The sequence below is a fragment of the Streptococcus loxodontisalivarius genome, assembly GCF_016908645.1.
GTDB classification, from domain to species: domain Bacteria; phylum Bacillota; class Bacilli; order Lactobacillales; family Streptococcaceae; genus Streptococcus; species Streptococcus loxodontisalivarius.
Map to the genome: position 1 here is coordinate 1 of NZ_JAFBEH010000019.1, position 25,585 is coordinate 25,585.

At 36.6% G+C, this 25,585-nt stretch carries 33 protein-coding genes; 8 read left to right on the forward strand and 25 right to left on the reverse strand.

The genetic code is table 11. From position 1 onward, the window contains the following. Positions 1-82: 82 nt before the first annotated feature. The 18 genes from JOC28_RS05265 to JOC28_RS05350 all read right to left on the reverse strand — a co-directional run bounded on the left by JOC28_RS05265 (position 83) and on the right by JOC28_RS05350 (position 13,286). The gene (locus JOC28_RS05265) at positions 83-733 is read right to left on the reverse strand and encodes a hypothetical protein (RefSeq protein WP_205009600.1); all 651 of its coding nucleotides are present in this window, start codon (positions 731-733) and stop codon (positions 83-85) included. Positions 734-823: 90 nt separating this feature from the next. Continuing rightward, on the reverse strand, positions 824-1,450 hold the full coding sequence (locus JOC28_RS05270) for a hypothetical protein (RefSeq protein WP_205009601.1): 627 nt from the start codon (positions 1,448-1,450) through the stop codon (positions 824-826). 74 nt (positions 1,451-1,524) lie between these two features. After that, positions 1,525-2,361, reverse strand: a complete 837-nt coding sequence (locus JOC28_RS05275) for a hypothetical protein (RefSeq protein WP_205009602.1) — start codon at positions 2,359-2,361, stop codon at positions 1,525-1,527. 64 nt (positions 2,362-2,425) lie between these two features. After that, positions 2,426-3,250, reverse strand: a complete 825-nt coding sequence (locus tag JOC28_RS05280; RefSeq protein WP_205009603.1) for a hypothetical protein — start codon at positions 3,248-3,250, stop codon at positions 2,426-2,428. A 402-nt stretch (positions 3,251-3,652) separates the two neighbouring features. After that, a complete protein-coding gene (locus tag JOC28_RS05285) occupies positions 3,653-4,168 on the reverse strand; it encodes a hypothetical protein (RefSeq protein WP_205009604.1) in 516 nt (171 codons plus the stop codon). Positions 4,169-4,187: 19 nt separating this feature from the next. Continuing rightward, positions 4,188-4,895: a hypothetical protein gene (locus tag JOC28_RS05290; RefSeq protein WP_205009605.1), complete on the reverse strand. Its 708-nt coding sequence runs from the start codon at positions 4,893-4,895 to the stop codon at positions 4,188-4,190. A 151-nt stretch (positions 4,896-5,046) separates the two neighbouring features. Then, complete coding sequence (locus tag JOC28_RS05295) at positions 5,047-5,502, reverse strand: DUF5085 family protein (RefSeq protein ID WP_205009606.1); 456 nt, start codon at positions 5,500-5,502, stop codon at positions 5,047-5,049. A 4-nt stretch (positions 5,503-5,506) separates the two neighbouring features. Further along, a complete protein-coding gene (locus JOC28_RS05300) occupies positions 5,507-5,944 on the reverse strand; it encodes a hypothetical protein (RefSeq protein WP_205009607.1) in 438 nt (145 codons plus the stop codon). Continuing rightward, positions 5,931-6,641, reverse strand: coding sequence for a hypothetical protein (locus JOC28_RS05305; RefSeq protein ID WP_205009608.1), 711 nt, complete (start codon positions 6,639-6,641; stop codon positions 5,931-5,933). Before JOC28_RS05305 ends, JOC28_RS05300 begins: the two co-directional genes overlap by 14 nt. A 116-nt stretch (positions 6,642-6,757) precedes the next feature. Continuing rightward, positions 6,758-7,438 (reverse strand): hypothetical protein, encoded by a 681-nt coding sequence (locus tag JOC28_RS05310; RefSeq protein WP_205009609.1) that lies wholly within the window; start codon positions 7,436-7,438, stop codon positions 6,758-6,760. A gap of 158 nt (positions 7,439-7,596) precedes the next feature. Continuing rightward, entirely contained in the window at positions 7,597-8,043 is a 447-nt protein-coding gene (locus JOC28_RS05315; protein ID WP_205009610.1) for a DUF5085 family protein, read from the reverse strand. Continuing rightward, entirely contained in the window at positions 8,040-8,480 is a 441-nt protein-coding gene (locus tag JOC28_RS05320) for a hypothetical protein (RefSeq protein ID WP_205009611.1), read from the reverse strand. The genes JOC28_RS05315 and JOC28_RS05320 overlap by 4 nt, the downstream gene beginning before the upstream one ends. Position 8,481: 1 nt before the next feature. After that, the gene (locus JOC28_RS05325; RefSeq protein WP_205009612.1) at positions 8,482-9,213 is read right to left on the reverse strand and encodes a hypothetical protein; all 732 of its coding nucleotides are present in this window, start codon (positions 9,211-9,213) and stop codon (positions 8,482-8,484) included. A 120-nt stretch (positions 9,214-9,333) separates the two neighbouring features. Further along, positions 9,334-10,116, reverse strand: coding sequence for a hypothetical protein (locus JOC28_RS05330; RefSeq protein WP_205009613.1), 783 nt, complete (start codon positions 10,114-10,116; stop codon positions 9,334-9,336). 38 nt (positions 10,117-10,154) lie between these two features. Beyond that, positions 10,155-10,835, reverse strand: coding sequence for a hypothetical protein (locus tag JOC28_RS05335; RefSeq protein WP_205009614.1), 681 nt, complete (start codon positions 10,833-10,835; stop codon positions 10,155-10,157). 132 nt (positions 10,836-10,967) lie between these two features. Further along, on the reverse strand, positions 10,968-11,627 hold the full coding sequence (locus JOC28_RS05340) for a DUF443 domain-containing protein (protein WP_205009615.1): 660 nt from the start codon (positions 11,625-11,627) through the stop codon (positions 10,968-10,970). A gap of 3 nt (positions 11,628-11,630) precedes the next feature. After that, the gene (locus tag JOC28_RS05345; RefSeq protein WP_205009616.1) at positions 11,631-12,353 is read right to left on the reverse strand and encodes a hypothetical protein; all 723 of its coding nucleotides are present in this window, start codon (positions 12,351-12,353) and stop codon (positions 11,631-11,633) included. Positions 12,354-12,440: 87 nt separating this feature from the next. Next, complete coding sequence (locus JOC28_RS05350; RefSeq protein WP_205009617.1) at positions 12,441-13,286, reverse strand: HAD family hydrolase; 846 nt, start codon at positions 13,284-13,286, stop codon at positions 12,441-12,443. A gap of 145 nt (positions 13,287-13,431) precedes the next feature. Here JOC28_RS05350 and JOC28_RS05355 point away from each other — a divergent pair, with 145 nt between their 5' ends. After that, a complete protein-coding gene (locus tag JOC28_RS05355; protein ID WP_205009618.1) occupies positions 13,432-13,827 on the forward strand; it encodes a sodium transporter in 396 nt (131 codons plus the stop codon). A 60-nt stretch (positions 13,828-13,887) separates the two neighbouring features. Here JOC28_RS05355 and JOC28_RS05360 read toward each other — a convergent pair whose 3' ends face one another. From JOC28_RS05360 to yjbM, 5 genes are read right to left on the reverse strand one after another with little or no spacing between them, the layout of a single operon-like run. Beyond that, positions 13,888-14,640 (reverse strand): SDR family NAD(P)-dependent oxidoreductase, encoded by a 753-nt coding sequence (locus JOC28_RS05360; RefSeq protein ID WP_205009619.1) that lies wholly within the window; start codon positions 14,638-14,640, stop codon positions 13,888-13,890. Positions 14,641-14,694: 54 nt separating this feature from the next. Further along, a complete protein-coding gene (pta, locus tag JOC28_RS05365) occupies positions 14,695-15,687 on the reverse strand; it encodes a phosphate acetyltransferase (protein ID WP_205009620.1) in 993 nt (330 codons plus the stop codon). Positions 15,688-15,698: 11 nt separating this feature from the next. Continuing rightward, positions 15,699-16,592 (reverse strand): RluA family pseudouridine synthase, encoded by an 894-nt coding sequence (locus JOC28_RS05370; RefSeq protein ID WP_205009621.1) that lies wholly within the window; start codon positions 16,590-16,592, stop codon positions 15,699-15,701. Then, a complete protein-coding gene (locus tag JOC28_RS05375; protein WP_205009622.1) occupies positions 16,589-17,425 on the reverse strand; it encodes an NAD kinase in 837 nt (278 codons plus the stop codon). The genes JOC28_RS05370 and JOC28_RS05375 overlap by 4 nt, the downstream gene beginning before the upstream one ends. Further along, positions 17,400-18,071 (reverse strand): GTP diphosphokinase, encoded by a 672-nt coding sequence (yjbM, locus tag JOC28_RS05380; RefSeq protein ID WP_205009623.1) that lies wholly within the window; start codon positions 18,069-18,071, stop codon positions 17,400-17,402. The genes JOC28_RS05375 and yjbM overlap by 26 nt, the downstream gene beginning before the upstream one ends. A 132-nt stretch (positions 18,072-18,203) precedes the next feature. Between yjbM and JOC28_RS05385 the strand changes: the two genes are divergently transcribed. From JOC28_RS05385 to JOC28_RS05410, 6 genes are all read left to right on the forward strand, one after another. Further along, positions 18,204-18,776 (forward strand): CYTH domain-containing protein, encoded by a 573-nt coding sequence (locus tag JOC28_RS05385; RefSeq protein WP_205009624.1) that lies wholly within the window; start codon positions 18,204-18,206, stop codon positions 18,774-18,776. A gap of 194 nt (positions 18,777-18,970) precedes the next feature. After that, the gene (locus JOC28_RS05390) at positions 18,971-19,942 is read left to right on the forward strand and encodes a ribose-phosphate diphosphokinase (RefSeq protein ID WP_205009625.1); all 972 of its coding nucleotides are present in this window, start codon (positions 18,971-18,973) and stop codon (positions 19,940-19,942) included. A 4-nt stretch (positions 19,943-19,946) separates the two neighbouring features. Next, the gene (locus tag JOC28_RS05395) at positions 19,947-21,065 is read left to right on the forward strand and encodes an aminotransferase class V-fold PLP-dependent enzyme (RefSeq protein ID WP_205009626.1); all 1,119 of its coding nucleotides are present in this window, start codon (positions 19,947-19,949) and stop codon (positions 21,063-21,065) included. Between the two features lies 1 nt (position 21,066). Further along, positions 21,067-21,414, forward strand: coding sequence for a DUF1831 domain-containing protein (locus JOC28_RS05400; protein WP_205009627.1), 348 nt, complete (start codon positions 21,067-21,069; stop codon positions 21,412-21,414). Between the two features lie 132 nt (positions 21,415-21,546). Further along, entirely contained in the window at positions 21,547-22,182 is a 636-nt protein-coding gene (locus JOC28_RS05405; RefSeq protein WP_205009628.1) for a redox-sensing transcriptional repressor Rex, read from the forward strand. 9 nt (positions 22,183-22,191) lie between these two features. After that, positions 22,192-22,887 carry a gamma-glutamyl-gamma-aminobutyrate hydrolase family protein gene (locus JOC28_RS05410; RefSeq protein WP_205009629.1) on the forward strand — a complete coding sequence of 232 codons (696 nt, stop codon included), beginning with the start codon at positions 22,192-22,194 and terminating at the stop codon, positions 22,885-22,887. Here the strand turns inward: JOC28_RS05410 and radC are convergent. After that, positions 22,882-23,562 (reverse strand): RadC family protein, encoded by a 681-nt coding sequence (gene radC / locus JOC28_RS05415; protein WP_205009630.1) that lies wholly within the window; start codon positions 23,560-23,562, stop codon positions 22,882-22,884. The genes JOC28_RS05410 and radC overlap by 6 nt on opposite strands. A 51-nt stretch (positions 23,563-23,613) precedes the next feature. Here radC and JOC28_RS05420 point away from each other — a divergent pair, with 51 nt between their 5' ends. Next, positions 23,614-24,330 (forward strand): DUF554 domain-containing protein, encoded by a 717-nt coding sequence (locus JOC28_RS05420; RefSeq protein ID WP_205009631.1) that lies wholly within the window; start codon positions 23,614-23,616, stop codon positions 24,328-24,330. Positions 24,331-24,376: 46 nt separating this feature from the next. Here the strand turns inward: JOC28_RS05420 and JOC28_RS05425 are convergent, their stop codons facing one another. Next, positions 24,377-25,498: an AI-2E family transporter gene (locus JOC28_RS05425; protein WP_205009632.1), complete on the reverse strand. Its 1,122-nt coding sequence runs from the start codon at positions 25,496-25,498 to the stop codon at positions 24,377-24,379. Between the last annotated feature and the right edge of the window lie 87 nt (positions 25,499-25,585).

Below are 25,585 nucleotides of genomic sequence, written 5' to 3' on the forward strand. Positions count from 1 at the left end.
GACTTAACAAGACACCTCTACTTTAGCATAAAGAAAAAGTAGTGAGTACTCTCTCCCGTCGGAGATTTCCTCACTACTAATCTTAGTATGTTTTTGTATGTTTTATACCCATTTTCTTTCTCTGATATTTTTCAACGATATTTAAAAATCGAATTGGATTATTTTGAAATATAATGATGTAAGCTAGTGCAGGAACAATTCCTAGTAAGCTAAGCATAATTATTTCACTTTTGATTGCTTTACCAATCATTGTTTTTTGGATAATAAAAATTAATGCTACAGTCGTGAATGAAGAAAATATAAGTACTATCTGTAATAGCAGCATAGCTATCTTTTTAGAAAAAGTAACTCGTTTATCTGAAAAATTGTTCCAAAAGAGATTGCTATAAGCTGCTTGTCTAAATTGATCTTTTGTTCCTGGAACCGCATATTTTACATTTTGATACAGAGCTCTTTCTAATAAGGAAACTATTACAATAAATTCAATAATCCAAGCAAATATCAACAAATAACAAGTTAGTTGACTATACTTACCAATGATAAAATTGACTCCAACTCCAGTTCCTAAAGCTATTAATATACAAATCAGTAATGGAATATATCTATTATGAGCCTGAGATTTTTCTGTATCTAAAAACCGACATTTTGGAGATATTAATATAAGGTTGTCTTTGGTATCAAAATACACTGCACTATTATCAACCTCTCCAATATATATTTTTTTCCTCAACATTATTTCTTTTTACTAGTTTTCCTTATTTTCTTTCAAATTTGAATCTCAGTCCGAGTTGCTTGAATGTAGACTTCACGATCAAAAAGTATTCTAGTTACTTTCCTTATAATACTTCAAGAACTCTTCAATCGAACTAACCGTGTGAGTTTCTCCATCTATTGAGTAGTCAGGTAAAATGGGTAGTTCTTGTAGTTCGTCAGTTAAGTCCACATTATTCCAATACTTTGAACTGATATATGAAACAAAATTATCAGAAATTCTATAATCGGATGAAAGATTTTCCATTGCCTGAACTCCTATATCAAATTCTTTCAATTCTTCTAAACTCATATCTTCAAAATGTAGCTGACTATTCTTTCCTAACAGATAGTTTTTTATGGATTGACTAATATCCACTGCCTCTATTGCATTCTCAAAATCTTCTACACTAAATTCACCATTAATGTCACTTGAGTTAATATAACCCGTTACTCCTTGTGTGTCTAGCTCATACTCTCTTAATAAAACCCTATAATCATCAGCAGCATAATATTGAACAGCTATCTCAACAGGGTCATATTGACGTGAATAACCTAAGTACACTGACTTGATTTTTGCAACCTGCTGAATCTGAGCCTCTTTGACCTCTTCTTGTTTCTTTACGTAATTTATAACACTAAAGCACGCAATGATAATTACGCTAATCACTAGTACAATTATTATCTTTCTTTTTTTCATAATTCACTCCTCAGAGTTATGCTATTCATGCCACTTGGAAATTGACTTGTAGACCTTTTTCTATGAAAAATTAACTAGGCTTCATACCTTTTAAATTTTTTCCCATACCATTCTTCTTCTGTCTTTCCTTCAAAGTTTCGATAATCCTCAGAATATTTGAATTTGTAAAAAAGTAGCAACAAATAAGGCAATAAACAATAAACTATTGCTAAAATACTAAATAAATTGACAATCTCTAACATCCCAACCATATAGATTAATCCCATAATGTCCACCTGAGGATTAGAAATCTCAGGGAATAAGCGTTTTACAAAAATCCAAATTAAGATAAAGATAAAGAAATATTTTATAAGCTTCATTAAACTCGCTTCAAACTTACTTGGTGTCGACTTATCATTAAATAGATTTTGCAATAATGCTTTGTATTTATTGCTAATTGTCAAAAAAATAACTAATAAATTAAGTAAATTCAAGCAGATAAAAGTGAGGATTCCCGCTTCATTAGCAAAGAACATTGCAAAAAATAGATTTATAAAGAGTAACATCCCAAAAATATAAAGTGTCACAGTAAGAATGGAAAACTCTACTTCTAAAGCTGTGTATCTTTTAAATAATGACCAAATCACAATCACAATCCAAATGATAGCGCAACTATAAAATAACCATTGAGGAAGTAAGTTAATATGGAGGGGATTGACAGCCATTTTTCCTCCTTCTCCCATACTCACTTTATTGGTTAAAAATGCTAAACCATATAAAAATAAAATTCCCATGATTGAAAAAAATAATTTTACAAAACGATTTTTATAAGCTTTTCTAGGCGATAAATCATCAACCATGTATTTTATAAACGTATCATCTAACAAATTCAAACTTTCCTCAAAGTTTGCTTGAAATAGTCGCTTCATCATGTCCTCCTGAGTTCTGGATAGTTTGTAAAGATTAGTGTGCTATTCTGAAGTTGACTTTGTTAAATTAAAAAACACTCTTCTTCCCATACCATTCTTCTTTTGTCTTTCCTTCAAAGTTTCGATAATCCTCAGAATATTTGAATTTGTAATATGCTAATAAAAAGTAGGGTAGCATTAAATAAAATTGAACAAAAACTACTAGACAGTTAAAGAATCCCCACATTCCGATAATAAATATCAATTCAATTAAATTCCCATTTTGACCATGTATAAAGGAAAAAATAGAATTCAAGATAATAACAAATGGCATGAGGATAGTAAGTATTTTTGTCAATATCTTCAATTTCTTATCAAAATTTGATTCGCTATCATTAGTTGAGTAAAGTACTTTCAAAAATCTTTCTTTACTTCTACGATAAGCTATTATAGTCACTAATATAATAAAACAAGTAAAAATTACTAATAAAATCGGACCCAATAATTTTCCAAATAAAAAAGTAAAAAATAAATTTACTGTAAGTATTAAACATATTAAATAGTTATTAGTAGTAATCGAACCAAATTCTATTTGAAGAATCCTGATCCGCTTGAATTTTGTCCATACCCAAATTATGATGATGATGCTAATACTCAGGTAGAAAAGCCACATTGGTAAAATATTAATAGCCAAGGGTTGAACAGACATCTCATTAGTTCCATTGGTAAAAGTTGAATTCGTTAAATAATACATTACAAATATTAATAGAACACCAATAATAAATAGGATATACGACAAAATAGTCTTGAAGGGTGTCATTGTTCCTGCTTTATCCTTCTGAATATACTGTAAAAATTCATCATCTAACAAATTCAAACTTTCTTCAAAGTCTGCTTGAAATAGTCGTTTCATCCCTCTCTCCCCATTTCCTATTTGTAGTAACATGACCTTATATAATTATCTTTTTTCCCTATTCACTTGTCTGCGTGTTCTTCCAAGCAATATAATCCGAGTAACTCTTAATAGAAACACTACTGTCGCCCGTCAAAGTTGTGCTATCCGTACTACTTGGAAATTGCCTTGTATGCCTTGTTTTCTTTGATTTGCAAAAGATTTTACCTTTTCTTATCAGTTTTTTCAATGATTTCAAATTGATTGGCTGACTCCTCTGGTCTCACATATAATCCCATAAAGATAAACCACCAAAAAAGACATCCAGCAAGTGCAAATAACCTTAATTCTACAAAGATGGAAAGAATAAATATAGGACTTAGTACCCAAAAAACCATAAAATAATAAGTCAATTTTTTCATTTTACCAGTACTGCCTTCCATTTGGTGCTATACGATAAGGTGTTAGAGGTCTTATCTTGCCAACATAGACTAAATTGAAACCTTTCTGAGACAAGAATCTTTTCATATGAAAAAATCTCAGGAAAGCTGTTAATGCTAAAAATAATGCAATAACTATCGCTACTATGCTGATATTACGAAGCGCAGTAAAGAAATCAACTGGAATATTTCCTTTTCCAAAAATAAATGAATTCATTCCTAGACTTCTAATTATCGGTCCACTCACTACTGCTATTAGTATGGCTAGTTTGCGCGCTCCCTTACTTTGTTTCTGATACTGCTTATCTAAAATGCGACATTCACTCAGTGATAAATCGGTCTGATATATGCTCCTGTGAAAACGGGAAGATAGTGACAGATTTCGAAACATTAAATACTCACTACCATCTTCTGCAACAATCAAATTCCAACCTCTAACCCTTGATTTTTGATTCAAGGTCAAATTGTAAATATCACCAAAAACTTCTCGCTTTGCCATTTATATTTCCTTATTCTACTTATGTTAAAATTTCAAAGGTTTTGATTCTGTCTTCAGGATTAATGGTTTGACCCAGAAAACATAACCCCCAAACTGCTAATAAAACTATCAAAGACATCAGTCTATATTCCACGAATATTGCAGGTACTATTACTAGAGCAAGTAGTATGAAACTCGTCAAATAAAAAGGGAAAACTCCCAAAAATGATGCTCTTTTCCCATGAGGAGTATAGGCTAATTTTCCAGTCATCTTGATTAATCCAATTGATTTAAGCTCTGCATTTTTCTGATTTAAGAGACTTAACAATCGTCTTTTTCTATAATAAGAAATGCTAACTAGAAATACGAATACAAGAAGTAACAATAAAAGGATATTTCGGCTAGCTATCAAAGGATTAACTGGGAGGTTGCTGTCACCAAGAAAAAAAGTAAATGGAATAAGGTCACGAATAAAACTTCCAAAAATAATAGCAATAAAAATTCCGAAACTTAAGGATCCATTCTTTCGAATGGCTTCCTCATACATTTTGTCTGTATAGCTTAATGATGATAATGAAGCCTGCACTTGAAAACACTGACATGCCTTTCTAGGCAAAAAGGTCCAGTTGTTTTTAAAAACATATTCCTGCCCATCTTCCGATACAAACAGATACCATCCCCTCAAAATACGCTGACCATCTCGAGTTAAATTATACAAATTTCCAGTCATTTTATCTTTCTTATTCACAAAACCTCCTCTAAGAAACTATTTCTTTTTATCAAAAAACTCAAAGGGTATCAAACCTTCATTTGGCTTAATATAAATACCTTGAAAAGTGATAAGCCACCACAGCAATCCGTCATAAATAGCTCATCAAAGTATCACATTTATCGGATGTCTATCTAACGCCAACCATAATATCTGTATAGACTGTTTCATCATTAACGGTAAGCTGATAAAATGCTGGCGTGACTTCTTTAAAGCGATTCTTTCTGATATATTTAGCTAAGTTTCCAACTCCGGTATTTATTTCTCTTTCTGTGACACCCGTAACACGTGTAGCTACCAAATTAAGAACTTGAAAATAGGAATGGTATAAAAATTCTTCAGGTAAGTTTCCTTGATTCTCTTCATCAACTGGTAGAAAACACTCAATTATAATGGTACCGTCGGCTCTCAAATCTGAATTTATAGAATAAAATAACTGACCTGACTGTGTATAGTTCAATGAGTTAAGCTGAGTTAAAAATTCAACTAAAATGTTATCAATATCCTGTAAGCTTGCAACATAGTATTTTGAAATGACTCTCTCTAAATGTATCTGTTGATTTTCAGAAATTGTTGACTCAAACATGACTTTACTCTCCTTCAAACGGAAGCATAATATCTACAAAATAGTCCTTATAAACAGGAAACATAACCAGATAAATTTTATCACCTTTTTGTTTTAAACCATCTTCCTCTAAGGCTTCTGATAAATGATTAAGAGAATCTCGGAAATTTTCATCAAATGGTACCCTATTAGCATAGATATTGTTCAAAACTAAATGTTTGACGTAAGTAAAATCTTCATTAGCATCTACTTGGGCATTTACTGGAACATAAAACTTATAATCATACGTTCCTTGTTGACCAAATGTAGATAAATTAGTTTCAATTACTGTTGGTCCATTTTTATACAAACCATCTTCAAAAACCTGTCGCTCGATTGACAGTAATGTTTTAAAAAACTCTTTTGTATCTATTCGAGTTTCTGCACACGCTAAGTTATGAAATTCAACATTAATTGCCTTCATTTTCTTCCTCTTTTTCTTTATTTTCTTTTAATAAACTGATGACTTCGTCATAACGTTTTATATCATTTTTACTTGACCCTCCCAGGTCTTTCCGTAAAGCACCAATATACCCCTGATAAAGCAATTCCCAATAAGAAACAATTAGCACAACGACTCCGTACACATAAAGGTCTCCATTTATATATCTATCTAAGAATGCTAATATAAAAACTAGAGCATACATAAACCCATCAAGAAAATAGAGTCTATTCAAAACAGTCTTTCTACTCTTTCCCATACTGATTCTAGTGATTACTAATCTATACCCTGTATTAATGAGATAAAATGTCGGCATAATCATCCATACTATATATATTTTTGATTTATCTATTAGGAATTGAATAACGAACTCCAAAAATTCTACTTGAGAAACGAACAATATTACAAGTGCAAAAAGTTTTGTAAAAGTATTTTTCATTCCATTTCTAAACCAAAGCCATACAATAAGCGTAATGAGAATAGTGACAATCATTACTATAATAAAGAAGTCGAAGAAATCATCTTTAAATGGACCAACTAGCAATTTACCAATTAAAGCAAAAACTAGCAACATTACTTCAACAAACATTGGAATAAAATAATGCCTATCACTTATTACAATTATAGGTGGTGAAACATAGTCACCTAAAGCTTTAAATGCTTCCTTTATTTTTTTCAAATTTATCTATCCTTTCACGAAATCAGTCCACAAATTTTTAAGTAGATAACAATTCAGAAAACGCTAACATCCAATATTGGAATTTCTAAAAGTTACTTCTATTACTCAATTCTCATTTACTTATACTGTTCCTTCAACTCTGGATGTTTGATAAGATCAATGATACAAAACAGCGCTCCAACAGTGCCTCCTGGCATCAAGCCTGCACCTAAAATAGCACCGATGATTCCTGCGATATTTTCAGATAAGGCAGAGCTAGTATGCCGACCTAGAATTGTGGCGCAAGCAATAATCCCTAGACTAAGCGGATATGATAGCGCTTTGCCCTTATTCAGTTTCAAAACAACCATCTTTTGATGATAAACTGTAAATGAAATAAGACTAATGATAAATAATCCTACTACTGGAGTTACATAAGTCCAAACTCTATTTGGGGTAAAATCATTTGTACTAACAACTCCATCAGATAAGTAAAGCCACATCCCACTGAATGTCATCCACAAAGTAGAAACCATTGTACACAATAAAACGAGAAAATAAGTCAATATTTGATATTTCTTCATGATCCCTTTAAAAAATGAGACAACTAAACTTAATATAGTAATGATTAAGGCAACTAGAAATGGAAAACTAATAATAAAGTCTGCTTGACTTCTTAAAACAATGTACATAACCAGTACGAAAAAAATATTTAACCAAGCTAGTAGGCTTAAATGTTCTGGATGGATTCCATATTTTATAGATGGATAAAGTTTGTCTGGGTCGATAGTTAATTCTTTTTTATGTTTTTTTGTCATATGATAATTTTAAATTTATGCCTTTGTATTCGGGATGTTTCTTAGGTGGCATTGTCCAATGTATATAAGTATTTTGGCAAAGTAACTATTCCGTTGATTACTAAGAGCGGTTCTTCTGACCCATTTATCGAAAACTTGATGAGGTCAGATTGTATTCTTTATCCCCTAACACCTATGTAAATATCTGTAAAAGTCAAATCGTCTTCAGTTACATACACCTTATAAAAAGTTGGAGTTTTTATTGTTAAGTCTTGTTCAATAATTTCACTTATTAATTCTTCTATAGCTTTAGAAAATTCATACTCACTGTCACCTTTAGCTCTGATACACAAAAGATCTGTTAATTGAAAATAAGTTCTAAATGTAAATCTATCATCTAAGAAACTAGTATCCTCTTCGACCGAGATAAATAGTTCGACAATCATATTTGTCTTTTGCCTTAAATCACTATTGATAGAATAAAATAATTGACCTGCAAATGTATGTCCAGAGTTAGTAATCTCCTCGATAAAATCTACTATCGCTTCGTTCAAATTATCCAAATCAACTTGATAGAGACATGATATAACATTTTTTTCATGAATTTCTTGGTTATAACCAATCATACATCAAGTCCCCCATCTACTGGAATCAAAATACCCACCCAGTATTCTCCATATACATTTATAAAAGCAAGTAGTAACTTATTGCTGTGCTTAAGCTCATTTTCTTTCATATACTCATTAAGTCGTTCTAATACTATAGAAACATCGTTAAAAAATGGAACTCGCTTTCTCAAAACTTCCTTAAAAGATAGATGATCTACCCAAGTATACTTATCACCATCTTGAACTTGACTATTCACTGGTAGGTAAACAACAACCTCTTGTTTTTCAGCTTGCAATTGATTTAATGGAAGTTCTACAATAGTTGGCCCATTTTTATATAATCCATCTTCAAAAATTTGATTTTCGTAAAGCTCAACAACCTCACCAATTTCTTCAAAAGATAGACTACCTTGTGTTTTTACTAAACTACTACATTGTAGTGTGATAATATCCATATTATTTAACTCCTTTTTTCTTATGATTTGTTTGTTTTACTTTCTTCAAAGCTTCTAAAGAACCGTCGTAACGTGATTTTTCTCGAATTGGTTGCCAGTAGGTAGATGTTCCTGTAAATCCAAACGAAACAGCTGTAGTACATAAACTCATTGATGTTCCTGCTGCATAGCCAAAAAAGGCTACTCCCTTTATTTGCATCATATCAGTTAAAATAAATAGCGCAATAAATAAAATAGTGGGGATTGCAATTACATAAACGAGAACTACTCTTAGTGGATCCTTTTTAGGAGACCTATCTTTATATTTTTCAAAGAAAATATAGCGAAAAAGTAATAGAAAAATTGGTACAACAATAGGATAGTATATTAGAAAATTTCTTGCTTCATCAGGAAGTGGAAATAAATTTCCAATATTCAGAATGAAATATCCCCAAATTGTTAGTACTGTGAAGATAGAAGTAATATAGGGAACATAGAGCCAATTAAATCTTGTTTTAGTATCTAGTTTGTATTGTCCGATATGATTCAGTAAACTAAATAATAGACAACCTAGCACTGAGATAATACCAAATATTAATTTTAGATCACGATTTTCTTCATATGGTTCTAAATATAACAAGCCAATAAGTATCAAATCTAAGAACAAAAGATATTTCGATGCAAATTGAAAACTTGCTATTGTGTAGAGTGGTCTATTGTAGTACACTCTTGTCATTTCTATAAATCTATTCATCCAAACTTTCTCTCCTCATTTTCTTAATTTTCTTTCATTTTACCATAACCAGAAAAAGCAAACAAGTTGACTTGAATGCTTTGATTTCTTTGATTTGCAAAAGATTTTTACATTTTATTACTAGCTTTCTAAAAATTGCTTAGCTTCACGTACATAAAATAATTCTGAATTTTGCTGAGCAATTTCTTGAAAATAGGTTTTGGCTTGGTCGATATTTCCTTGATTAACTTGATTGAGACCTCGATAATATGTAATTGCAATTTTACTTAATTTGTTTGATTGTGGTATCGTTTCAATCTCGGAATCTGAGTTGCCTTGCAAAATATTCGTTACTGCATTAAATAGTTTTCTAGTTTCACCATCCAAATATGTTAGGTCTTCTGTTGTAACCTCTCTGTTTAGGTAGAGTTTACTCAATTCTGAATAGTAGACCTTATATTGAGTATAAAATCGTCTATGAGATGGCGATATTTTCGTAAAATCAATCTTGTCTAAAACTTCCAAACTTTCACTAAATTTTCCTTGTAAGAAAGAAACTTGAGCATAACCTAGTTTCTGTATTTGGAGGTACTCCTTCTTTGCCCTTCTATTTTTCTCACCGTTATACAATTCATCTAGTGCTGCCAGATACTTGGATAAATCAATCAATTCATTTAAGATATAATCCATTATTGGTTTCTGCACTTTTCTAAAAAAGAATAAAATTAAGAGCGAAGCTATTGCGAGAAACATCATTAACAGCAAAAGAAACTTTGCTAATTCGTTCTCTAAAACTGCATTAATCCACAAAGTAAGAACTAGTATAATAATAGCTGTCAGAACTGCAAAATACTGCCCTCTCCTAAGTGTTTTCACTATTTCTTTTCCATATTTTGAACTTATGTTACTAATAAATTTATTCATTTCATCTAAAACTCCGTTCTTTCTGATTTTGAGAGAGTCTACTCATATTTTTCCTTCAACTCTGGATGTTTGATAAGATCAATGATACAAAACGCTGCACCAACAACACCTCCAGGCATTAATCCCGCTCCAATAATAACGAAAATGATACTGGCAATACTTTGTGATATCGGAGAAGAAATATGTCTTCCCAATACAGTTGCACTAGCGATAACTCCTAGACTGAGTGGATAAGTTAAAGCTTTACCTTTATTAAGCTTTAACACTGTGTTCTTTTGATGATAAATTACAAAAGTAATAATACTAAGGATAAATAATCCCATCACTGGAGTTAAATAAGTCCAAACTTTAGTTGGAATAAAATCATCTGCACCAACAACTCCATCTGATACGTACAGCACCAGTCCCCCAAAGATCATCCACAAAATCGTAGCCATTGTACACAATAAAACAAGAAAATAAGTCAATATTTGGTATTTCCTCATGATTCCTTTGAAACATGAGATGACTAAACTTAATATAGTAATAATCAAGGCAACTAGAAAAGGAAAACTAATAATAAAGTCTGCTTCACTACTTAAAACAATGTACATAACCAGTACGAAAAAAATATTTAACCAAGCTAGTAGACTTAAATGTTCTGGATGAATTCCATATTTTATAGATGGATAAAGTTTGTTCGGATCGATAGTTAATTCTTTTTTACGTTTTTTTGTCATATGATAATTTAAAATTTATGTCTTTGTATTCGAGATGTTTATGTAGAAAAACTGCTGAAAACAATGCACCAAGACTGATTCCTGGAAATGTAAGATTTAAGAGTACTTCTAATTGTAACTGAATCCCAATATCTAATTTATTTCTTCAAATTTCTCAACTACAAGAGCTCCGTTTTTATAAGAAGAACTAATAGGTGACATTGTCCAAGTATATAAGTATAGTGGCAAAGTAATAATTCCGTTGATAACTAAGAGCGCCCCTTCGTATCCATTGTTAAGATATAGAAAGAATAACAAACATATTAAGTTCAAAAGTAAAATGATATAAGCACCTAAGTCTCTTTTACCATTTGTCTTAAATGTCATCATGTACTTCCTACTGTTTCTAGGTAAACGCTCCGCAGCTTTCTGATGAGCTACCCTTAAGGAATTCCAAATGATAAAGTAAGGAATAATCATCGAAATCACAAATAGAAATAATTTCAACATAACTTGCTGACTAACATCATAATTGATAAAAAATCTTTTTAACATATCATAACCAATTTTTACAAACGGTTGGACGATTATCGCAACGACTGACGTACTCATTCCCACTGACGAAGTAATGGAAAATTGGTTATTATTTTCCGCAAGTTCAATCATTTCTACTGTAACAGTTTCAGCCACTTTACCTCGATAATAAGATTTTGGAGTCACAGTACTTGTATCCATAAGATATCTCTTGCCGTCATCCCCGACTTCTACTATTTGATAACATCCTATATTGGAATTCCTAAAAGTTAATTCCATTATTTAACTCCTCATTTTCTGTTTTTTTTGTAATTTCTTCAATGTTTCCAAAGCATTATCATAACGTAATTTATCTTTAGTAGGTTGCCAGTAGGTCGACGTACCTGTAAATCCAAACGGAACAGCTGTAGTACATAAACTTAACATCGTTCCTGCTGCATACCCAAAAAAGGCTACTCCCTTTATTTGTAACATATCAGTTAAAATGAATAGCGCGATAAGTGAAACAGCTGGGATTCCAATTACATAAGCGGGAACTACTCTTAGTGGATCCTTTTTGGGAGACCTATCTTTATATTTTTCAAAGAAAACATAGCGAAAGAGTAATAGAAGAATTGGAAAAATAATAGGATAGTATATAAGAAAATTTCTAGCTTCCCGAGGAAGTGGAAATAATTCTCCAATATTTAGAATAAAACATCCCCAAATTGTTAGCAATGAAAAGATAGACGTAATATAGGGAACATAGAGCCAATTAAACCGTGCATTAGTGTCTAGTTTGTATTGTCCGATATAATTCAGTAAACTAAATAATAGACAACCTATCACTGAGATAATACCAAATACCAACTTTAGATCTCGATTTTCCTCAAATGGTTCTGAATATAAACCGCAAAAAAATAAAAAAACTAACAACAAAAGAGACTTCGATGCAAATTGAAAACTATCTTTTGTATAGAGTGGTCTACTGTAGTACACTCTTGTCATTTCTATAAATCTATTCATCCAAACTTTCTCTCCTCATTTTCTTAATATTCTTTCATTTTACCATAACCAAAAAAAGCAAACAAGTTGACTTGTCTGCTTTATATCTTATGCTAACAACCCTAATTTTTCAAAGGCATTGTAGAGTCCATCTTTTTCGACATCGTCTGTTATCATATCTGCCATGGCTAGAATTTCTGGGCCACCATTTCCCATAGAAACGCCAACTTGACAGTAGTCTAACATAGGGATATCAATCTTGGCATCACCAAATGCAATGGTTTGGCTACGATCAATTTTGAGGTGGTCAAGGAGGACATCGATAGCGTGAGCCTTATTGATATCTTTGACACCGAGATCGCCAAAGAGTGCTGTTTCCCCACGACCACCCCAAGTATGAGCCTCTAGATTTGGAAACTCTTGGATAGAATCCAAATGATCCTGGTAGGATGACAGGATAAAGCTGACCTTGTTAAGGTCGTCACGATAGAGTTCTCCATCAAAAACCATACCGTGCATGAGGTCTTCGACATCCAAGTTTTCCACTACTTCATCGCTCATTCCTTTTTGGCGAGCGTATTGTCTCAAAACTGGTCGAGCTTTTTCTCTGAAGTTTTCTGAGGCAAATAGCCCATTATTTGACTCCAGATAAAATTCCAAGCCACGCGCGTGGCACCAGTCCACAATATGTTTGGTATCTTCTTTCGAAATCAACTGGTGCATGAGAACTTGCTCTTGATACTCAACATAAGAGCCATTACCTCCAATCATGCCATCAATACCAATCTCCCAAATCTCTGATTGCATCTCTGCACGACTACGACCAGTACAAACAAAGACCAGATGACCATTTTCTCTGGCTTTGCGGATAGCAGTCACCGCAGATTCAGGAATGCGATTATGGTAGTCTACCAAGGTTCCGTCCACATCTAAAAAAATTACTTGTTTTGTCATAAAATCACCTTTTTCTCAAGATTTCTTAGCTCTAGTTTAAGCTATTTAGACCCAAACAGATACTACTTTACTAGGGATTTCTGATACTATCCCACGAAAGTTCAGGAGCTTTGCTATTTCCCCACAAAAAGGATATGATAGAAAGATGAAAAACTTGATGAACCACCTACCCTATAAAATCGCTTATTACGATGCTCAAGGTCATGCTCTTTTTGACAATGGCGGAGCTGATGGCAGCTTTCTGCGTGATGATGTCAAGCAGGATTTGCCCTCTTGGATCCGTGAGGAGCTGCTGCTCTCAGACAGCAAGAGTTTGCAGATGCAGATTCCAACTGACGCATTTGATAAGATTCTCTTCGCTCACTATCAAGCATCACTTGATGACCAAGGTCAGCTTTTAGGCTTTTCCGAAACCGTCTATGATTTTCGTCAAGCTCTGACCAGCTACCTCAATGAAACGGGACAAGCTATCGTCGGCTGGTCTGACGTCACATCTGGTCCTTCTATCAAGAACGATCTCTATGATGACCTAGAGAATTAAATAGCACAGTTGTCAAATTAAATAGATACTTTAGAGGCTAAAAAAATTTTTGCCTCTTTTCTAGTCTCTAAAAACGGGCTGTGGTCCAAATGTTTGTGATACAGGCATAATCTCAATACGATTGATGTTGAGATGTTCTGGCTGACTGGCAATCCATGATACTGTATTAGCAATATCTACCGCTTGAATGGCATGAGCGCCAGCATAGGTTTGGGCAACTCTTTCTTCATCACCTTTAAAACGGACTGTCGAAAATTCTGTTCCCTCACAAAGACCAGGCTCAATATTGGTCACACGGATCTTAGTTCCAGCCAAATCAGCACGCAGATTGAGTGAAAATTGCTTCACAAAGGCTTTTGTTGAACCGTAAACATTTGCTCCTGGGTAAGGAACAGTACCTGCGGTTGATCCCATATTGATAATGAGACCTGAGTTTCTCTCTACCATACTAGGCAAAAGCTGACGCGTTAGATAAGTCAGACCGATAATATTAGTTTCAATCATGGTCAGCCAGTCCCTAAAATCAGCCTGATTAGCCTTATCAAGTCCAAGTGCAAGACCAGCATTATTAACCAGTAGATCAATCTGATTCTCTCTACCTTCAAGGCTAGCCAGTGCTTGGTCAATTGATTGAGTTGACCTCATATCCATCTGAACTGGGATGAAATTATCTCCCAGTTCTTTTTGTAAGCTCTGCAATTTTTCCAAACGGCGAGCTGCACCGATAACTTGGTAACCATCAGCAAGCAGCTGGCGACAGATTGCCTCTCCAAATCCTGCGGAAGCTCCTGTTACAAGGGCACGTTTTATCATTATTTTTCTCCTCTATCGAAAAAAGGTTGGGTAGACTCCAACCTTTTAAATATTTTATTTATTATCTAGTGCTTGCGCTGCTGTAATGATAGCGAGTTTGTAAACATCATCTGCAGAACAGCCACGTGACAAGTCGTTAACTGGCATGTTAAGACCTTGAAGAACTGGTCCGATAGCATCAAACATACCAAGACGTTGAGCAATCTTGTAACCGATGTTACCTGATTGAAGGTCTGGGAAGATGAATGTGTTTGCTTGACCAGCTACAGAGCTTCCTGGTGCCTTGATAGCTGCAGTTGATTCTACAAAGGCAGCGTCAAATTGAAGTTCACCGTCAAGTGCCAACTCAGGTGCCATTTCTTGAGCCAACTTAGTTGCTTCTTGAACTTTTTCAACCTGAGGAGCTTTAGCAGAACCTTTTGTTGAGAAGCTGAGCATAGCAATTTTTGGATCAATGTCAAAGATTTTAGCTGTATCAGCTGTGTTTACAGCAATTTCAGCCAATTCTTGTGCGTTTGGATCAATATTGATGGCACAGTCAGCAAACAAGAGACGTTCGCCAGTATTTTCACGGTTCATAAGGAAGACACCTGATGTACGTGAGATACCTGGTTTTGTCTTGATGATTTGGAGGGCTGGACGAACAGTATCAGCTGTTGAGTGGCTAGCACCTGAAACCATACCATCTGCCAAACCTTGTTTAACCAACATAACACCAAAATAGTTAACATCACGCAAAAGTTTGTCAGCATCTTCGAGGGTTGCTTTACCCTTACGAAGTTCAACAAATTCTGCCTTCATGTTTTCAAAATCAGCGTAGTCGTTTGGATCAATAATTGTCAAATCAGGGTTTGAGAAACCAAATTGTTCCAAAAGAGCTTTGACTTCTTCTGGATTCCCAAGAATAACTGGTTCCAAAAGACCTTCAAATTTCAAACGAGCAGCTGCACGAACAACACGCTCATCATCACCTTCTGGGAAAACGATTTTCACGTTTTGCCCAACAATTTTTTCTCTCAAACTACCGAATAAAGAACGAACTCCCATTATGTAACCTTCTATCTATTTTTTTGTAAATCTATGATAACGCTCTCAAAGTCATCTGTCAAGCCATTTTCAAAAATCATCTCATTTTTCGTGTAAGGATTTGTAAAATGTAAGTAATGGCAATGCAAAGCCTGTCGCTCAATACCGCAATCCATACGCCCTCCATAGAGGTCGTCACCGAGTAGAGGGAAACCAATATGAGAAAAATGGACACGAATCTGATGAGTACGTCCAGTATGCAGGCGAATATCAACCAAATGGACATCTCCGAATGACTCAACAATCTCATAGCTAGTATGAGCATACTTGCCAGACTTGTGAACACGGCGTGTAATCATGCTGTCTTCATCACGAGCAATCGGTGCAATAATCTCACCTTTGGGCTCAAGATGACCCGTACCAGAAACAAGAGCGAAATACCGCTTCTCGATAGCTTTAGCCTGCAACTGCTTATCCAGTCTAGCATGGGCATAGCCGTGCTTAGCAAAGAGCATGAGTCCACTGGTATCTCTGTCCAATCTGGTTACGATATGAACCTGCTTATTGGGATAATTATTAGCAAGATAGTAATGCTTGACAAAATTGGCAATGGTATTGGAATGAAGGACACTCGGAATACTTGCAAAACCAAAAGGTTTATTGATGACCATGAAATTATCATCTTCATAGACAATATCCAAATCCTGAGCAACTGGTTGTAGCGTTTCATGCGATTCTTCATCTGGAATATCAATGGAAACGACATCACCAACATCTAGCAGATAGATGGCATTCTGTTCAACACCATTGACCCAGATATTACCACCTTTGAACTTGACCTTGGCAAGGAGAGCCTTAGACACATCGTGTCCCTTAAGGAAGGTCTTGACTTTACATCTTCTATCGACAACAAACTCAAATCTCATGAATCAAACTCCCCGATAAAAGCGTCCTTAACTCGCTCCCAAAAGCTTGTATGGAAAGGCGTTGCAACAAAGCTGATTTTCTTACTGTCCAGACTGTATTCAACCTTGGCAACATTCTTATGTGAAAAGGTCTTATTATCCACCGAAAGTGTATAGGTTCCAAGACGTTTAGGGACAATCTCAATATGCTCATGCTTAGGAATAATCACCGAAGAACCCAGAGTGCGATAGACACGATTATTAAGGCTTGAGATTTCGGTCAATTGCAGAGCTTCAATGGTTGGATGCAGAATGGCTCCGCCCAAAGATTTATTATAGGCTGTCGAACCTGTCGGCGTTGACACAGAGATACCATCTCCGCGGAAACGTTCAAATTTAACACCGTTAATCAAGACATCTGCTACCATGGTTTTTTCGATACGTTTGATCGTTGCTTCGTTCAGAGCTCTGCTCTCAATAATACGACCATCTTGAAGAGTCAGTTTGACATGCAAGACAGGATAGGAGATCTTCTCTCCCTTATCCTTACGCAGATCCTCCAAGAGCTTATCAACCTCAAAATCACGATAGTCTGTGTAAAAACCCAAATGTCCTGTGTGAATACCAACAAAACGCACACGATCCAAGTCCTTTTCATACATGTGAAAGGCTGACAAGAGCATGCCATCACCACCGATTGAAATCACGATATCTGGATTATGCTTGCTTAAATAAAAGTCTTTATCGTCTCGTAATGCCGCAAAAAGCTTTGAGACAACGCGTTTGCTCTGGTATTTACCATTTGCAATAATGGCGACGCGCTGCACCTTACCTGAATAATTCGTCTGTGTCATCACTATTTCCTACACCATCGTTTAATGTTCTGCTTACAGGGTCAAATAAAAGCTGAGCTTCCTGTATGTCTTCCTTGATTTTACGCATTTCTTCATCCAGTTCAAGGGCAATCTTTGCTGTCGTCTCAAGGCGTTTCTTAATCTCGTCTGGGAACTCACCCTTATACTTGTAATTTAAGGAGTGTTCAATGGTTGCCCAGAAATTCATAGCCAATGTCCTAATCTGAATCTCAGCTAGAACTGTTTTTTGTCCGTCAATGGTATCCACAGGATACTCGATAACAACATGATAAGAGCGGTAGCCGCTAGCTTTCATATTGCGAATGTAGTCACGTTCATAGACGATTTTCATGTCGTGACGGTGGCGCAGCAATTCTAAGACATCATCGACGTCATCCACGAACTGCACCATGATGCGCAAGCCTGCGATATCTTGTAAATCCTGGGCGATATTTTCTTCCTTGATACCTCTAAGGGCCATCTTTTCAAGAATACTCTCCGAAGATTTGACTCTACCAGTCACAAATTCAATGGGAGAGTGGCGATTTTGCTTACGAAATTGTTTTCGAATGCCTCGCAACTTTATCTTCAACTCGCCAACGGTTTGAATATAGGGATCTAAAAATTCTTCCCAATCTATTGCCACAAGGACTCCTTTTCTATTTGCTCTGCTATTTTGCATAGGACTAGGGCTAACCCTTGTCAAATAGTAGAGTTTTTTATAAAATTAACTTTAAAAATAATTATATCATATTCGAGACCACAAAGGAAAATAAATATGAACCACTTAGAAATTGAGTATAAAACCATGCTGACCAAGGCTGAGTTTAACCATCTTCAGTCTTTGCTCATGCATGTGCCAGCTATTACTCAAACCAACTACTACTTCGATACAGAAACCAACGAAATGCGAAATAAGCGCCTTTCACTGCGTATCCGTACTTTCGACAAGGCTGCAGAGATGACCTTGAAAATTCCTAAAACGGTAGGTACGCTTGAACATAATCTACCACTCAGCCGTGAGGAGGCACGTCAAATCATTGAAACGGGAAACTTCCCTGATAATGCTATCACGCAACTAATCCATCAGCACGGTGTTGACCTAACTGCTCTCAAAACACTGGGACATCTGACAACTGTCCGCCGTGAATGTCAAACTGCTATCGGTCTCATGGCACTTGACCGCAACCAGTACGCTGGACGCATCGACTATGAATTAGAACTGGAAGTTCAAGACGCTGAACAAGGTAAAGAAGACTTTGCCAAATACCTTGAAGACAACAACGTCAGCTTTAAGTATGCTAAAAGTAAGGTTGCTCGCTTCTGCTCAACCTTAAAAAGAGAAGATTAATAAGTAAAAGAGCTTGGATATGTCCGAGCTCTTTGACTTTTCTGAGACTAGTTGTAGCATTCAATTTCTGTCTACAGGTTGGTATTTTCTGGATTCTTTTCATATTTTCAGAGAAAGTCTCATCAAATGCTGAATTATTCTCATTTTTTTGGTAAAATAGGAATAACTTAGAAAAAAGGAGCCATCATTTAAAAATGGTAAATCATTCTGCAAACCCACAACTTAAACTGTTTTCATTGACATCAAACACTGCTATTGCTGAAAAAATCGCTAAAGCAGCTGGTGTGCCACTCGGAAAATTGTCATCACGTCAATTCTCAGATGGTGAAATCATGATCAACATTGAAGAGAGTGTTCGTGGGGACGATATTTACATTGTTCAATCAACAAGCAACCCTGTTAATGACCACCTTTGGGAACTTCTTATCATGGTTGATGCCTGCAAACGTGCTAGCGCCAACTCAGTAAACGTTGTCATCCCTTACTTTGGTTACTCTCGTCAGGACCGTATCGCTGCGTCACGTGAGCCAATCACTGCTAAACTTGTAGCCAACATGCTTGTTAAGGCTGGTGTTGACCGTGTGCTTGTTCTCGACTTGCACGCTGTTCAAGTACAAGGCTTCTTTGATATTCCAGTTGATAACCTCTTCACAATGCCACTCTTTGCCAAACACTATATTGACAAAGGTTTGACTGGTTCAGATGTTGTTGTTGTCAGCCCTAAAAACTCAGGCGTTAAACGTGCTCGTAGTCTTGCTGAGTACCTTGATGCACCTATCGCTATCATCGACTATTCAGAAGATGACTCCCACCGTGAGGAAGGCTACATCATCGGTGATGTCAAAGGCAAAAAAGCAATCCTTGTTGATGATATCCTTAACACTGGTAAAACTTTTGCTGAAGCTGCTAAGATTGTTGAACGTGATGGCGCTACTGAAATTTATGCCGTTGCAAGTCACGGTCTCTTTGCTGGTGGTGCTGCTGAAGTCCTCAAAATGGCTCCAATCAAGGAAATCTTGGTTACAGACTCTGTTTGCACAGACGAACCAAAACCTGAAAACGTTGAGTACCTTACTGCAAGCGAGTTGATTGCGGAAGCTATTGTTCGTATCTACGAACGTCAACCACTTAGCCCACTCTTTACTTACACAGAAGACGAGGATTAATGCTGTGATCTATCTCGATAACGCAGCAACAAGTCCTTTGACCCAAAAGGCAATGGACGCCATGACACAAGTCATGACGTCCAATTTGGCTAATCCCTCAAGTATTCATGCTTATGGGCGAAAAGCTAGTCAAGCGCTGCGTTTGGATCGCCAACTTGTTGCTAACTATTTTCAAACCAATCCAAGAAATATTGTCTTTACATCTGGTGGCAGCGAGAGTAATAACACTGCTATCAAGGGCTATGCTCTTCGTAATCAAGATAAGGGTAAACACCTCATCACCAGTCAAATCGAGCACCATGCTGTTCTTCATGTAATGGAATACTTGGAAAATCGCTTTGGCTTTGAAGTGACTTATCTTGAACCTATCAATGGTTCTATCACACCAGATCAAGTTAAGGATGCCCTACGTGAAGATACGATTCTGGTATCTCTTATGTATGCCAATAATGAGACTGGAGCACTTCTCCCAATTGCAGAAATTGGACAGAATTTGGCGCAACATCAGGCTGTTTTTCATGTCGATGCTGTGCAGGCAGTTGGTAAATTGGCTATTCATCCTGAAGAATTGGGCATTGACCTTCTTTCTGCCTCTGCCCACAAGTTCCACGGTCCAAAGGGAGTTGGAATTCTCTATCAGGCACCACACATTCTATTGGATAATCTGCTTCATGGTGGCGAACAAGAGGAAAAACGCAGAGCTAGCACAGAAAACTTGATTGGTATTGCTGGAATGGCTGCCGCTCTGGATGAAGCTAGTCAGCACTTGCAAGCCAATTATGACTATATTAGTCAGTTGAGAGAGCATTTTCTCAAGGAGCTAGAGGGGCTTGACTACTATCTCAACAGTCCTGAAGATTCTCTGCCTCATGTTATTAATCTTGGTTTTCCTGCTGCCAATAATGGTGCCCTACTAACAAGACTGGATCTTCTTGGCATTGCAGTCTCAACTGGTTCTGCTTGTACAGCTGGGACAGTTGATCCAAGTCATGTACTAGCTGCTATGTATGGTAAGACTTCTGCTCGTTTACAAGAATCAATTCGTGTCAGTCTGTCTGAACTCAATACTAAAGAAGAACTCAGCCAGCTGGCACAAGCATTACATCAGATTTTAGGAGATTAAAATGGCTTTTGAAAAAATTGTTTCCCTTACAGATTGTGATTTTAGCTATGCTATTAGCCCAAAAATCAAAAAATACACCCTCAGAGATAATACTTTCTTCCAAACCAAGGTTGGTAACTATGAGTTGACTCGCCTTTTGGAATGGGTACCAAATTCAGGTGATGGTTTTAGTCTTAAAATCGTCATCAACAAAGATCTGACTGGTTTTAAACTCAATATCACTGATAAATCTGGTCTTCGTCTGGTTAATATCTTCAAGTCAGAAGATAATAAAATCCTTCAAGACAAGTTCTACTTCCTTATGGATAGTCTTGTTGAACGTGATATTTTTGAAAAAATTGCAAAATAAGCCCGAGAAGTTTGTTATAGAAAATATCTATCTCTTGATAGGTATTTTTTATCAGGTCTTTTGGCACTTTTGTTGCAAAATTCACAAAGTTTATTTACAATAATACTATGAAAATTTTTAAGGAGACGGTATATGACTATCGATAAATCCATTCCAAATGCGACAGCCAAACGACTGTCATTATACTATCGTATCTTCAAACGATTTAATGCAGATAATATTGAAAAAGCGAGTTCTAAGCAAATCGCTGACGCTATTGGAGTTGATTCCGCTACTGTTCGCCGTGACTTTTCTTACTTTGGTGAGTTGGGACGTCGCGGCTTTGGTTATGATGTTAAAAAATTGATGAATTTCTTTGCGGATATTCTCAATGACCATTCTATTACGAATGTTTTGCTTGTTGGTGCGGGGAATTTGGGGCGTGCCCTTCTCAACTATCGCTTCCACGATCGTAACAAGATGCAGCTTGCCATGGCATTTGATACAGATGATAATGAATTGGTTGGTACGAAAACTGCTGACGGTATTCCTATCTACGCTATTTCTAGTATCAAGGAACGCTTGAAGGATACCGATATTGAAACAGCTATTCTAACTGTACCAAGTACCAAGGCACAAGAGGTTGCGGATATCTTGGTTGGGGCTGGAATTAAGGGAATTTTGTCCTTCTCTCCTGTTCATCTGACAGTACCAAAGGGTGTTGTTGTTCAGTATGTTGACTTGACGAGTGAGCTTCAAACTCTTCTTTACTTTATGAATCAAGAATAAGGAGCCTATATGTCCAAACCAATTATTGGTATCACAGCAAATCAACGACCGAATCCAACCATTGATGACATTATGTGGTCTTATGCTCCTACTGGTTTCATTGACGGCGTTAAGCATGCAGGTGGTATTCCACTACTGCTACCTATCGGTGATGCTGAAGATGCAAAAACCTACGTTTCGATGGTAGACAAGGTCATTCTCATCGGTGGTCAAAATGTTGATCCTCAATATTACGGTGAGGAAAATCAAGCTAGTGAGGATGATTTCTTCAAGGAACGTGATGTCTATGAGCTAGCTATTATCGCAGAGGCTGTTAAGCAGAAAAAACCTATTTTTTCAGTCTGTCGTGGTACCCAACTCATGAATGTTGCCCTTGGTGGTAGTCTTCATCAGGATATCGAGAATCACTGGCAAGACCATCCATCTGATTATCTGGCTCATGAAATGGTAGTTGATCCTGATAGTAGCCTCGCTAACATTTATGGAACACGAACAGCGGTTAACTCTTTCCACCACCAGAGTATCAATCACTTGGCTAGTGATTTAAAAATCATTGCCCGTGATCCCGAAGATGGCACTGTTGAAGCCGTAGAATCAACAAATCCAAATATGCGCTTCCTAGGTGTCCAATGGCACCCTGAGCTCCTACACGAGTCTCGCAAGGAAGACCTTGACCTCTTCAAATATGTTGTAAACGATTTATAAAAGATTGGTTTCCTCACGGAAGCTGTAATAATCTTTTTTACCAACGATGATGTGATCAAGGCAGACAATGCCGATGTCTTCACATGATCGTTTTATTTTTTGAGTAAATTGAAGATCATTCTCACTAGGGCTGACACTGCCTGATGGATGATTATGGACAATAATCAAGGAAGTTGCCATATTGCGACAGGCAAAGTGCAAAATCTCTCTAGGCTCTGCTATTGACCGCCTAACCGTGCCAATAAAAATGGTCCGCTGTTCAATAATGCGGTTCTGAGTATCAAGATAGATCGCTACTAGGTGCTCCTGCTGCTTATCCCCAAGTTCGAACATCATCTTTCTAGCAATACGTTCGCTGGATAGGATCCGTTCAGAATTAAGGTAGTCCGACTCACTGATTCGCCTTGCAAACTCCAACATGGCCTTGATTTCAATCGACTTGACCTTCCCAATGCCCGAGATAGTCTGTAATTCTTGCAGAGAAAGTTTTCTAAAATCGGCAAGGCTATCTAAATCATTGAGAATCTTGGTCGATAGATTGAGAACTGAGTCTTGTCTAGTTCCTGTTCTGAGGAGAATGGCAAGGAGCTCTTGGTTACTGAGCTGCTCTGCACCCTTGTCCATCAAACGCTCTCGAGGTCTCAGAGCCTCTTCTTTAAATTCAATCGTGTACATTCACTTACCTCCATACTTATTATTCGAATAAAATGATAGAAAGGAACTCTAATGCCTACTGGAATTATCATTAACACACTTGCTATTGCTATCGGTGGCGTTTTAGGAACGCTCTTTGGTAGTAAACTTTCTGAGGAATTTAAGGCCCAGCTTAATATGATTTTTGGCTTGGCCTCCATGGGAATGGGGATTTCATCCATGATTGACATGGCTTATATGCCAGCAGTCATCTTCTCAGTCGTTATCGGGACTGCTATCGGCCTTGCTACCAACTTTGGTAAATTTATCGAGCGTGGTGCTGGGACCATGTCAAAAGTCTTTCAAAATCAGTTAAGTAGTCTTTCTGAAAAGGAATTTATGGTTGCCCTTATCACAGTCATTGTTCTCTTCTGTGCTAGCGGGACGGGTATCTACGGAAGTTTGGTAAACGGGATGACCGGTGATAGCTCTATTTTGATTTCAAAATCGATTTTGGACCTCTTTACTGCTGCCATCTTTGCTTGTAGCCTTGGTTTTGTAGTCTCTGCAATTGCCATTCCACAGTTTATCATCTTCATGGCCCTCTTCCTACTGGCTAAAATCATCATGCCTTACACAACACCTGATATGATTAATGATTTTCGTGCCTGCGGTGGGCTCCTCATGATTGCAACTGGTTTCCGTATTCTCGGTGTGAAAATGTTTCCTACGGCTGATATGATTCCTGCTATGATTATTGTCATGCCAATCAGCTGGATTTGGGCTAATCTTATCCTGCCCTTACTTTAATGATTTGATAAATCAAAATGAGTCCGATTTTCATCGAACTCATTTTTTATTCTTCTATTGATAATTGCTGACGCTTCTTAATATTATCTTTGATGATTTGGTAGATGGTTGCTGAGAGGGGAACTGCAACTAGCATACCTAGAATTCCATAGAGGGCTCCACCGACAGTGATGGCAAGAAGAACCCACATACCAGGAAGTCCAATTGAGCCTCCGACAACACGAGGATAGATTAAGTTTCCTTCAAATTGCTGAAGTACAACCATAAAGACCACAAACCAGCAAGCTGTTGTAATCGATTGAGTTGCGACTAGAATGAAACCGACTGTTGTTCCAATATAAGCCCCAACAACTGGAATCAAGGCAGTAAAGGCAACTAGCACTCCAACCGTTGCAGCGTATGGGAAATGGAAAATTGTCATCCCGATAGCTGTCAGCGTTCCTAGAATGATAGCCTCCAGCGTCTGACCAACAAAGAAACCGTGGAAACGTTTATGCATAATTCCCACAACGTAATGAATAGTCTTAGCAAAACGTCCTGTGTAGGTATCAATCAACAAACCTGCTTGTCTGACAAGAGTTTTCTTGTTTCCCAAGACATAGATTGAGAAAATCAAGCTGATAACAACATTCAGTAGGGTTGAGGCAATCGATGTCACTGAGGTCAAAAGATTGGTCAAGACTGAGACAACCTGTGACAAGATTTGTTGGCTGTAACTTGAAAGCGTGCTTGCAATATCAGAACTCATGCCGAAATAATTCAGAACCTTTGAAACCGTCTCGTTATTGCTAAGCTCATTGATCCATTTGGTAACCACAGAGGTGTCAATATGTGAGAGCGACGAGATACTTGCAATCAGGTCAGGCAGGACGATTGAAAAGACCCAGACTATAACTGCAACAAAGGTAACATAGGCTAGTATGAGAGATGCTGCGCCTTTTATTTTCAAAAGAAATGGTAGCTGTTTGCCCATCCAGTCAAAAAGTGCCTCATAGGAACTCATGACGATATTGATGATATAGGCAATAGCTGCGCCGATTAGGAAGGGTTGGCAGGCAGACCAGAAGGTTGTCAAATAGCCGGCACCTGTTGACCAGAGACTCATGACCAGGTAGCACAGACTAAAGGCAATGACAATCGAATAAACCTGTCTTTTATCGAATTTCATGGGAACTCCTTTTTTAGATATATTGCCATTATACACTATTTGGCTTATAAAATGTAGTCAGAGCTTGGAGGATTGAAAAAAGAAGCT

What these genes read in the sequence shown, in the direction of transcription:
- JOC28_RS05265 (WP_205009600.1), bottom strand. Translation starts at nt 733, where the DNA reads ATGTTGAGGAAAAAAATATATATTGGAGAGGTTGATAATAGTGCAGTG.
- JOC28_RS05270 (WP_205009601.1), bottom strand. Translation starts at nt 1,450, where the DNA reads ATGAAAAAAAGAAAGATAATAATTGTACTAGTGATTAGCGTAATTATC.
- JOC28_RS05275 (WP_205009602.1), bottom strand. Translation starts at nt 2,361, where the DNA reads ATGATGAAGCGACTATTTCAAGCAAACTTTGAGGAAAGTTTGAATTTG.
- JOC28_RS05280 (WP_205009603.1), bottom strand. Translation starts at nt 3,250, where the DNA reads ATGAAACGACTATTTCAAGCAGACTTTGAAGAAAGTTTGAATTTGTTA.
- JOC28_RS05285 (WP_205009604.1), bottom strand. Translation starts at nt 4,168, where the DNA reads ATGGCAAAGCGAGAAGTTTTTGGTGATATTTACAATTTGACCTTGAAT.
- JOC28_RS05295 (WP_205009606.1), bottom strand. Translation starts at nt 5,502, where the DNA reads ATGTTTGAGTCAACAATTTCTGAAAATCAACAGATACATTTAGAGAGA.
- JOC28_RS05300 (WP_205009607.1), bottom strand. Translation starts at nt 5,944, where the DNA reads ATGAAGGCAATTAATGTTGAATTTCATAACTTAGCGTGTGCAGAAACT.
- JOC28_RS05310 (WP_205009609.1), bottom strand. Translation starts at nt 7,438, where the DNA reads ATGACAAAAAAACATAAAAAAGAATTAACTATCGACCCAGACAAACTT.
- JOC28_RS05315 (WP_205009610.1), bottom strand. Translation starts at nt 8,043, where the DNA reads ATGATTGGTTATAACCAAGAAATTCATGAAAAAAATGTTATATCATGT.
- JOC28_RS05320 (WP_205009611.1), bottom strand. Translation starts at nt 8,480, where the DNA reads ATGGATATTATCACACTACAATGTAGTAGTTTAGTAAAAACACAAGGT.
- JOC28_RS05325 (WP_205009612.1), bottom strand. Translation starts at nt 9,213, where the DNA reads ATGAATAGATTTATAGAAATGACAAGAGTGTACTACAATAGACCACTC.
- JOC28_RS05330 (WP_205009613.1), bottom strand. Translation starts at nt 10,116, where the DNA reads ATGAATAAATTTATTAGTAACATAAGTTCAAAATATGGAAAAGAAATA.
- JOC28_RS05335 (WP_205009614.1), bottom strand. Translation starts at nt 10,835, where the DNA reads ATGACAAAAAAACGTAAAAAAGAATTAACTATCGATCCGAACAAACTT.
- JOC28_RS05340 (WP_205009615.1), bottom strand. Translation starts at nt 11,627, where the DNA reads ATGGAATTAACTTTTAGGAATTCCAATATAGGATGTTATCAAATAGTA.
- JOC28_RS05345 (WP_205009616.1), bottom strand. Translation starts at nt 12,353, where the DNA reads ATGAATAGATTTATAGAAATGACAAGAGTGTACTACAGTAGACCACTC.
- JOC28_RS05350 (WP_205009617.1), bottom strand. Translation starts at nt 13,286, where the DNA reads ATGACAAAACAAGTAATTTTTTTAGATGTGGACGGAACCTTGGTAGAC.
- JOC28_RS05355 (WP_205009618.1), top strand. Translation starts at nt 13,432, where the DNA reads ATGAAAAACTTGATGAACCACCTACCCTATAAAATCGCTTATTACGAT.
- JOC28_RS05360 (WP_205009619.1), bottom strand. Translation starts at nt 14,640, where the DNA reads ATGATAAAACGTGCCCTTGTAACAGGAGCTTCCGCAGGATTTGGAGAG.
- pta (WP_205009620.1), bottom strand. Translation starts at nt 15,687, where the DNA reads ATGGGAGTTCGTTCTTTATTCGGTAGTTTGAGAGAAAAAATTGTTGGG.
- JOC28_RS05370 (WP_205009621.1), bottom strand. Translation starts at nt 16,592, where the DNA reads ATGAGATTTGAGTTTGTTGTCGATAGAAGATGTAAAGTCAAGACCTTC.
- JOC28_RS05375 (WP_205009622.1), bottom strand. Translation starts at nt 17,425, where the DNA reads ATGACACAGACGAATTATTCAGGTAAGGTGCAGCGCGTCGCCATTATT.
- JOC28_RS05385 (WP_205009624.1), top strand. Translation starts at nt 18,204, where the DNA reads ATGAACCACTTAGAAATTGAGTATAAAACCATGCTGACCAAGGCTGAG.
- JOC28_RS05390 (WP_205009625.1), top strand. Translation starts at nt 18,971, where the DNA reads ATGGTAAATCATTCTGCAAACCCACAACTTAAACTGTTTTCATTGACA.
- JOC28_RS05400 (WP_205009627.1), top strand. Translation starts at nt 21,067, where the DNA reads ATGGCTTTTGAAAAAATTGTTTCCCTTACAGATTGTGATTTTAGCTAT.
- JOC28_RS05405 (WP_205009628.1), top strand. Translation starts at nt 21,547, where the DNA reads ATGACTATCGATAAATCCATTCCAAATGCGACAGCCAAACGACTGTCA.
- JOC28_RS05410 (WP_205009629.1), top strand. Translation starts at nt 22,192, where the DNA reads ATGTCCAAACCAATTATTGGTATCACAGCAAATCAACGACCGAATCCA.
- radC (WP_205009630.1), bottom strand. Translation starts at nt 23,562, where the DNA reads ATGTACACGATTGAATTTAAAGAAGAGGCTCTGAGACCTCGAGAGCGT.
- JOC28_RS05420 (WP_205009631.1), top strand. Translation starts at nt 23,614, where the DNA reads ATGCCTACTGGAATTATCATTAACACACTTGCTATTGCTATCGGTGGC.
- JOC28_RS05425 (WP_205009632.1), bottom strand. Translation starts at nt 25,498, where the DNA reads ATGAAATTCGATAAAAGACAGGTTTATTCGATTGTCATTGCCTTTAGT.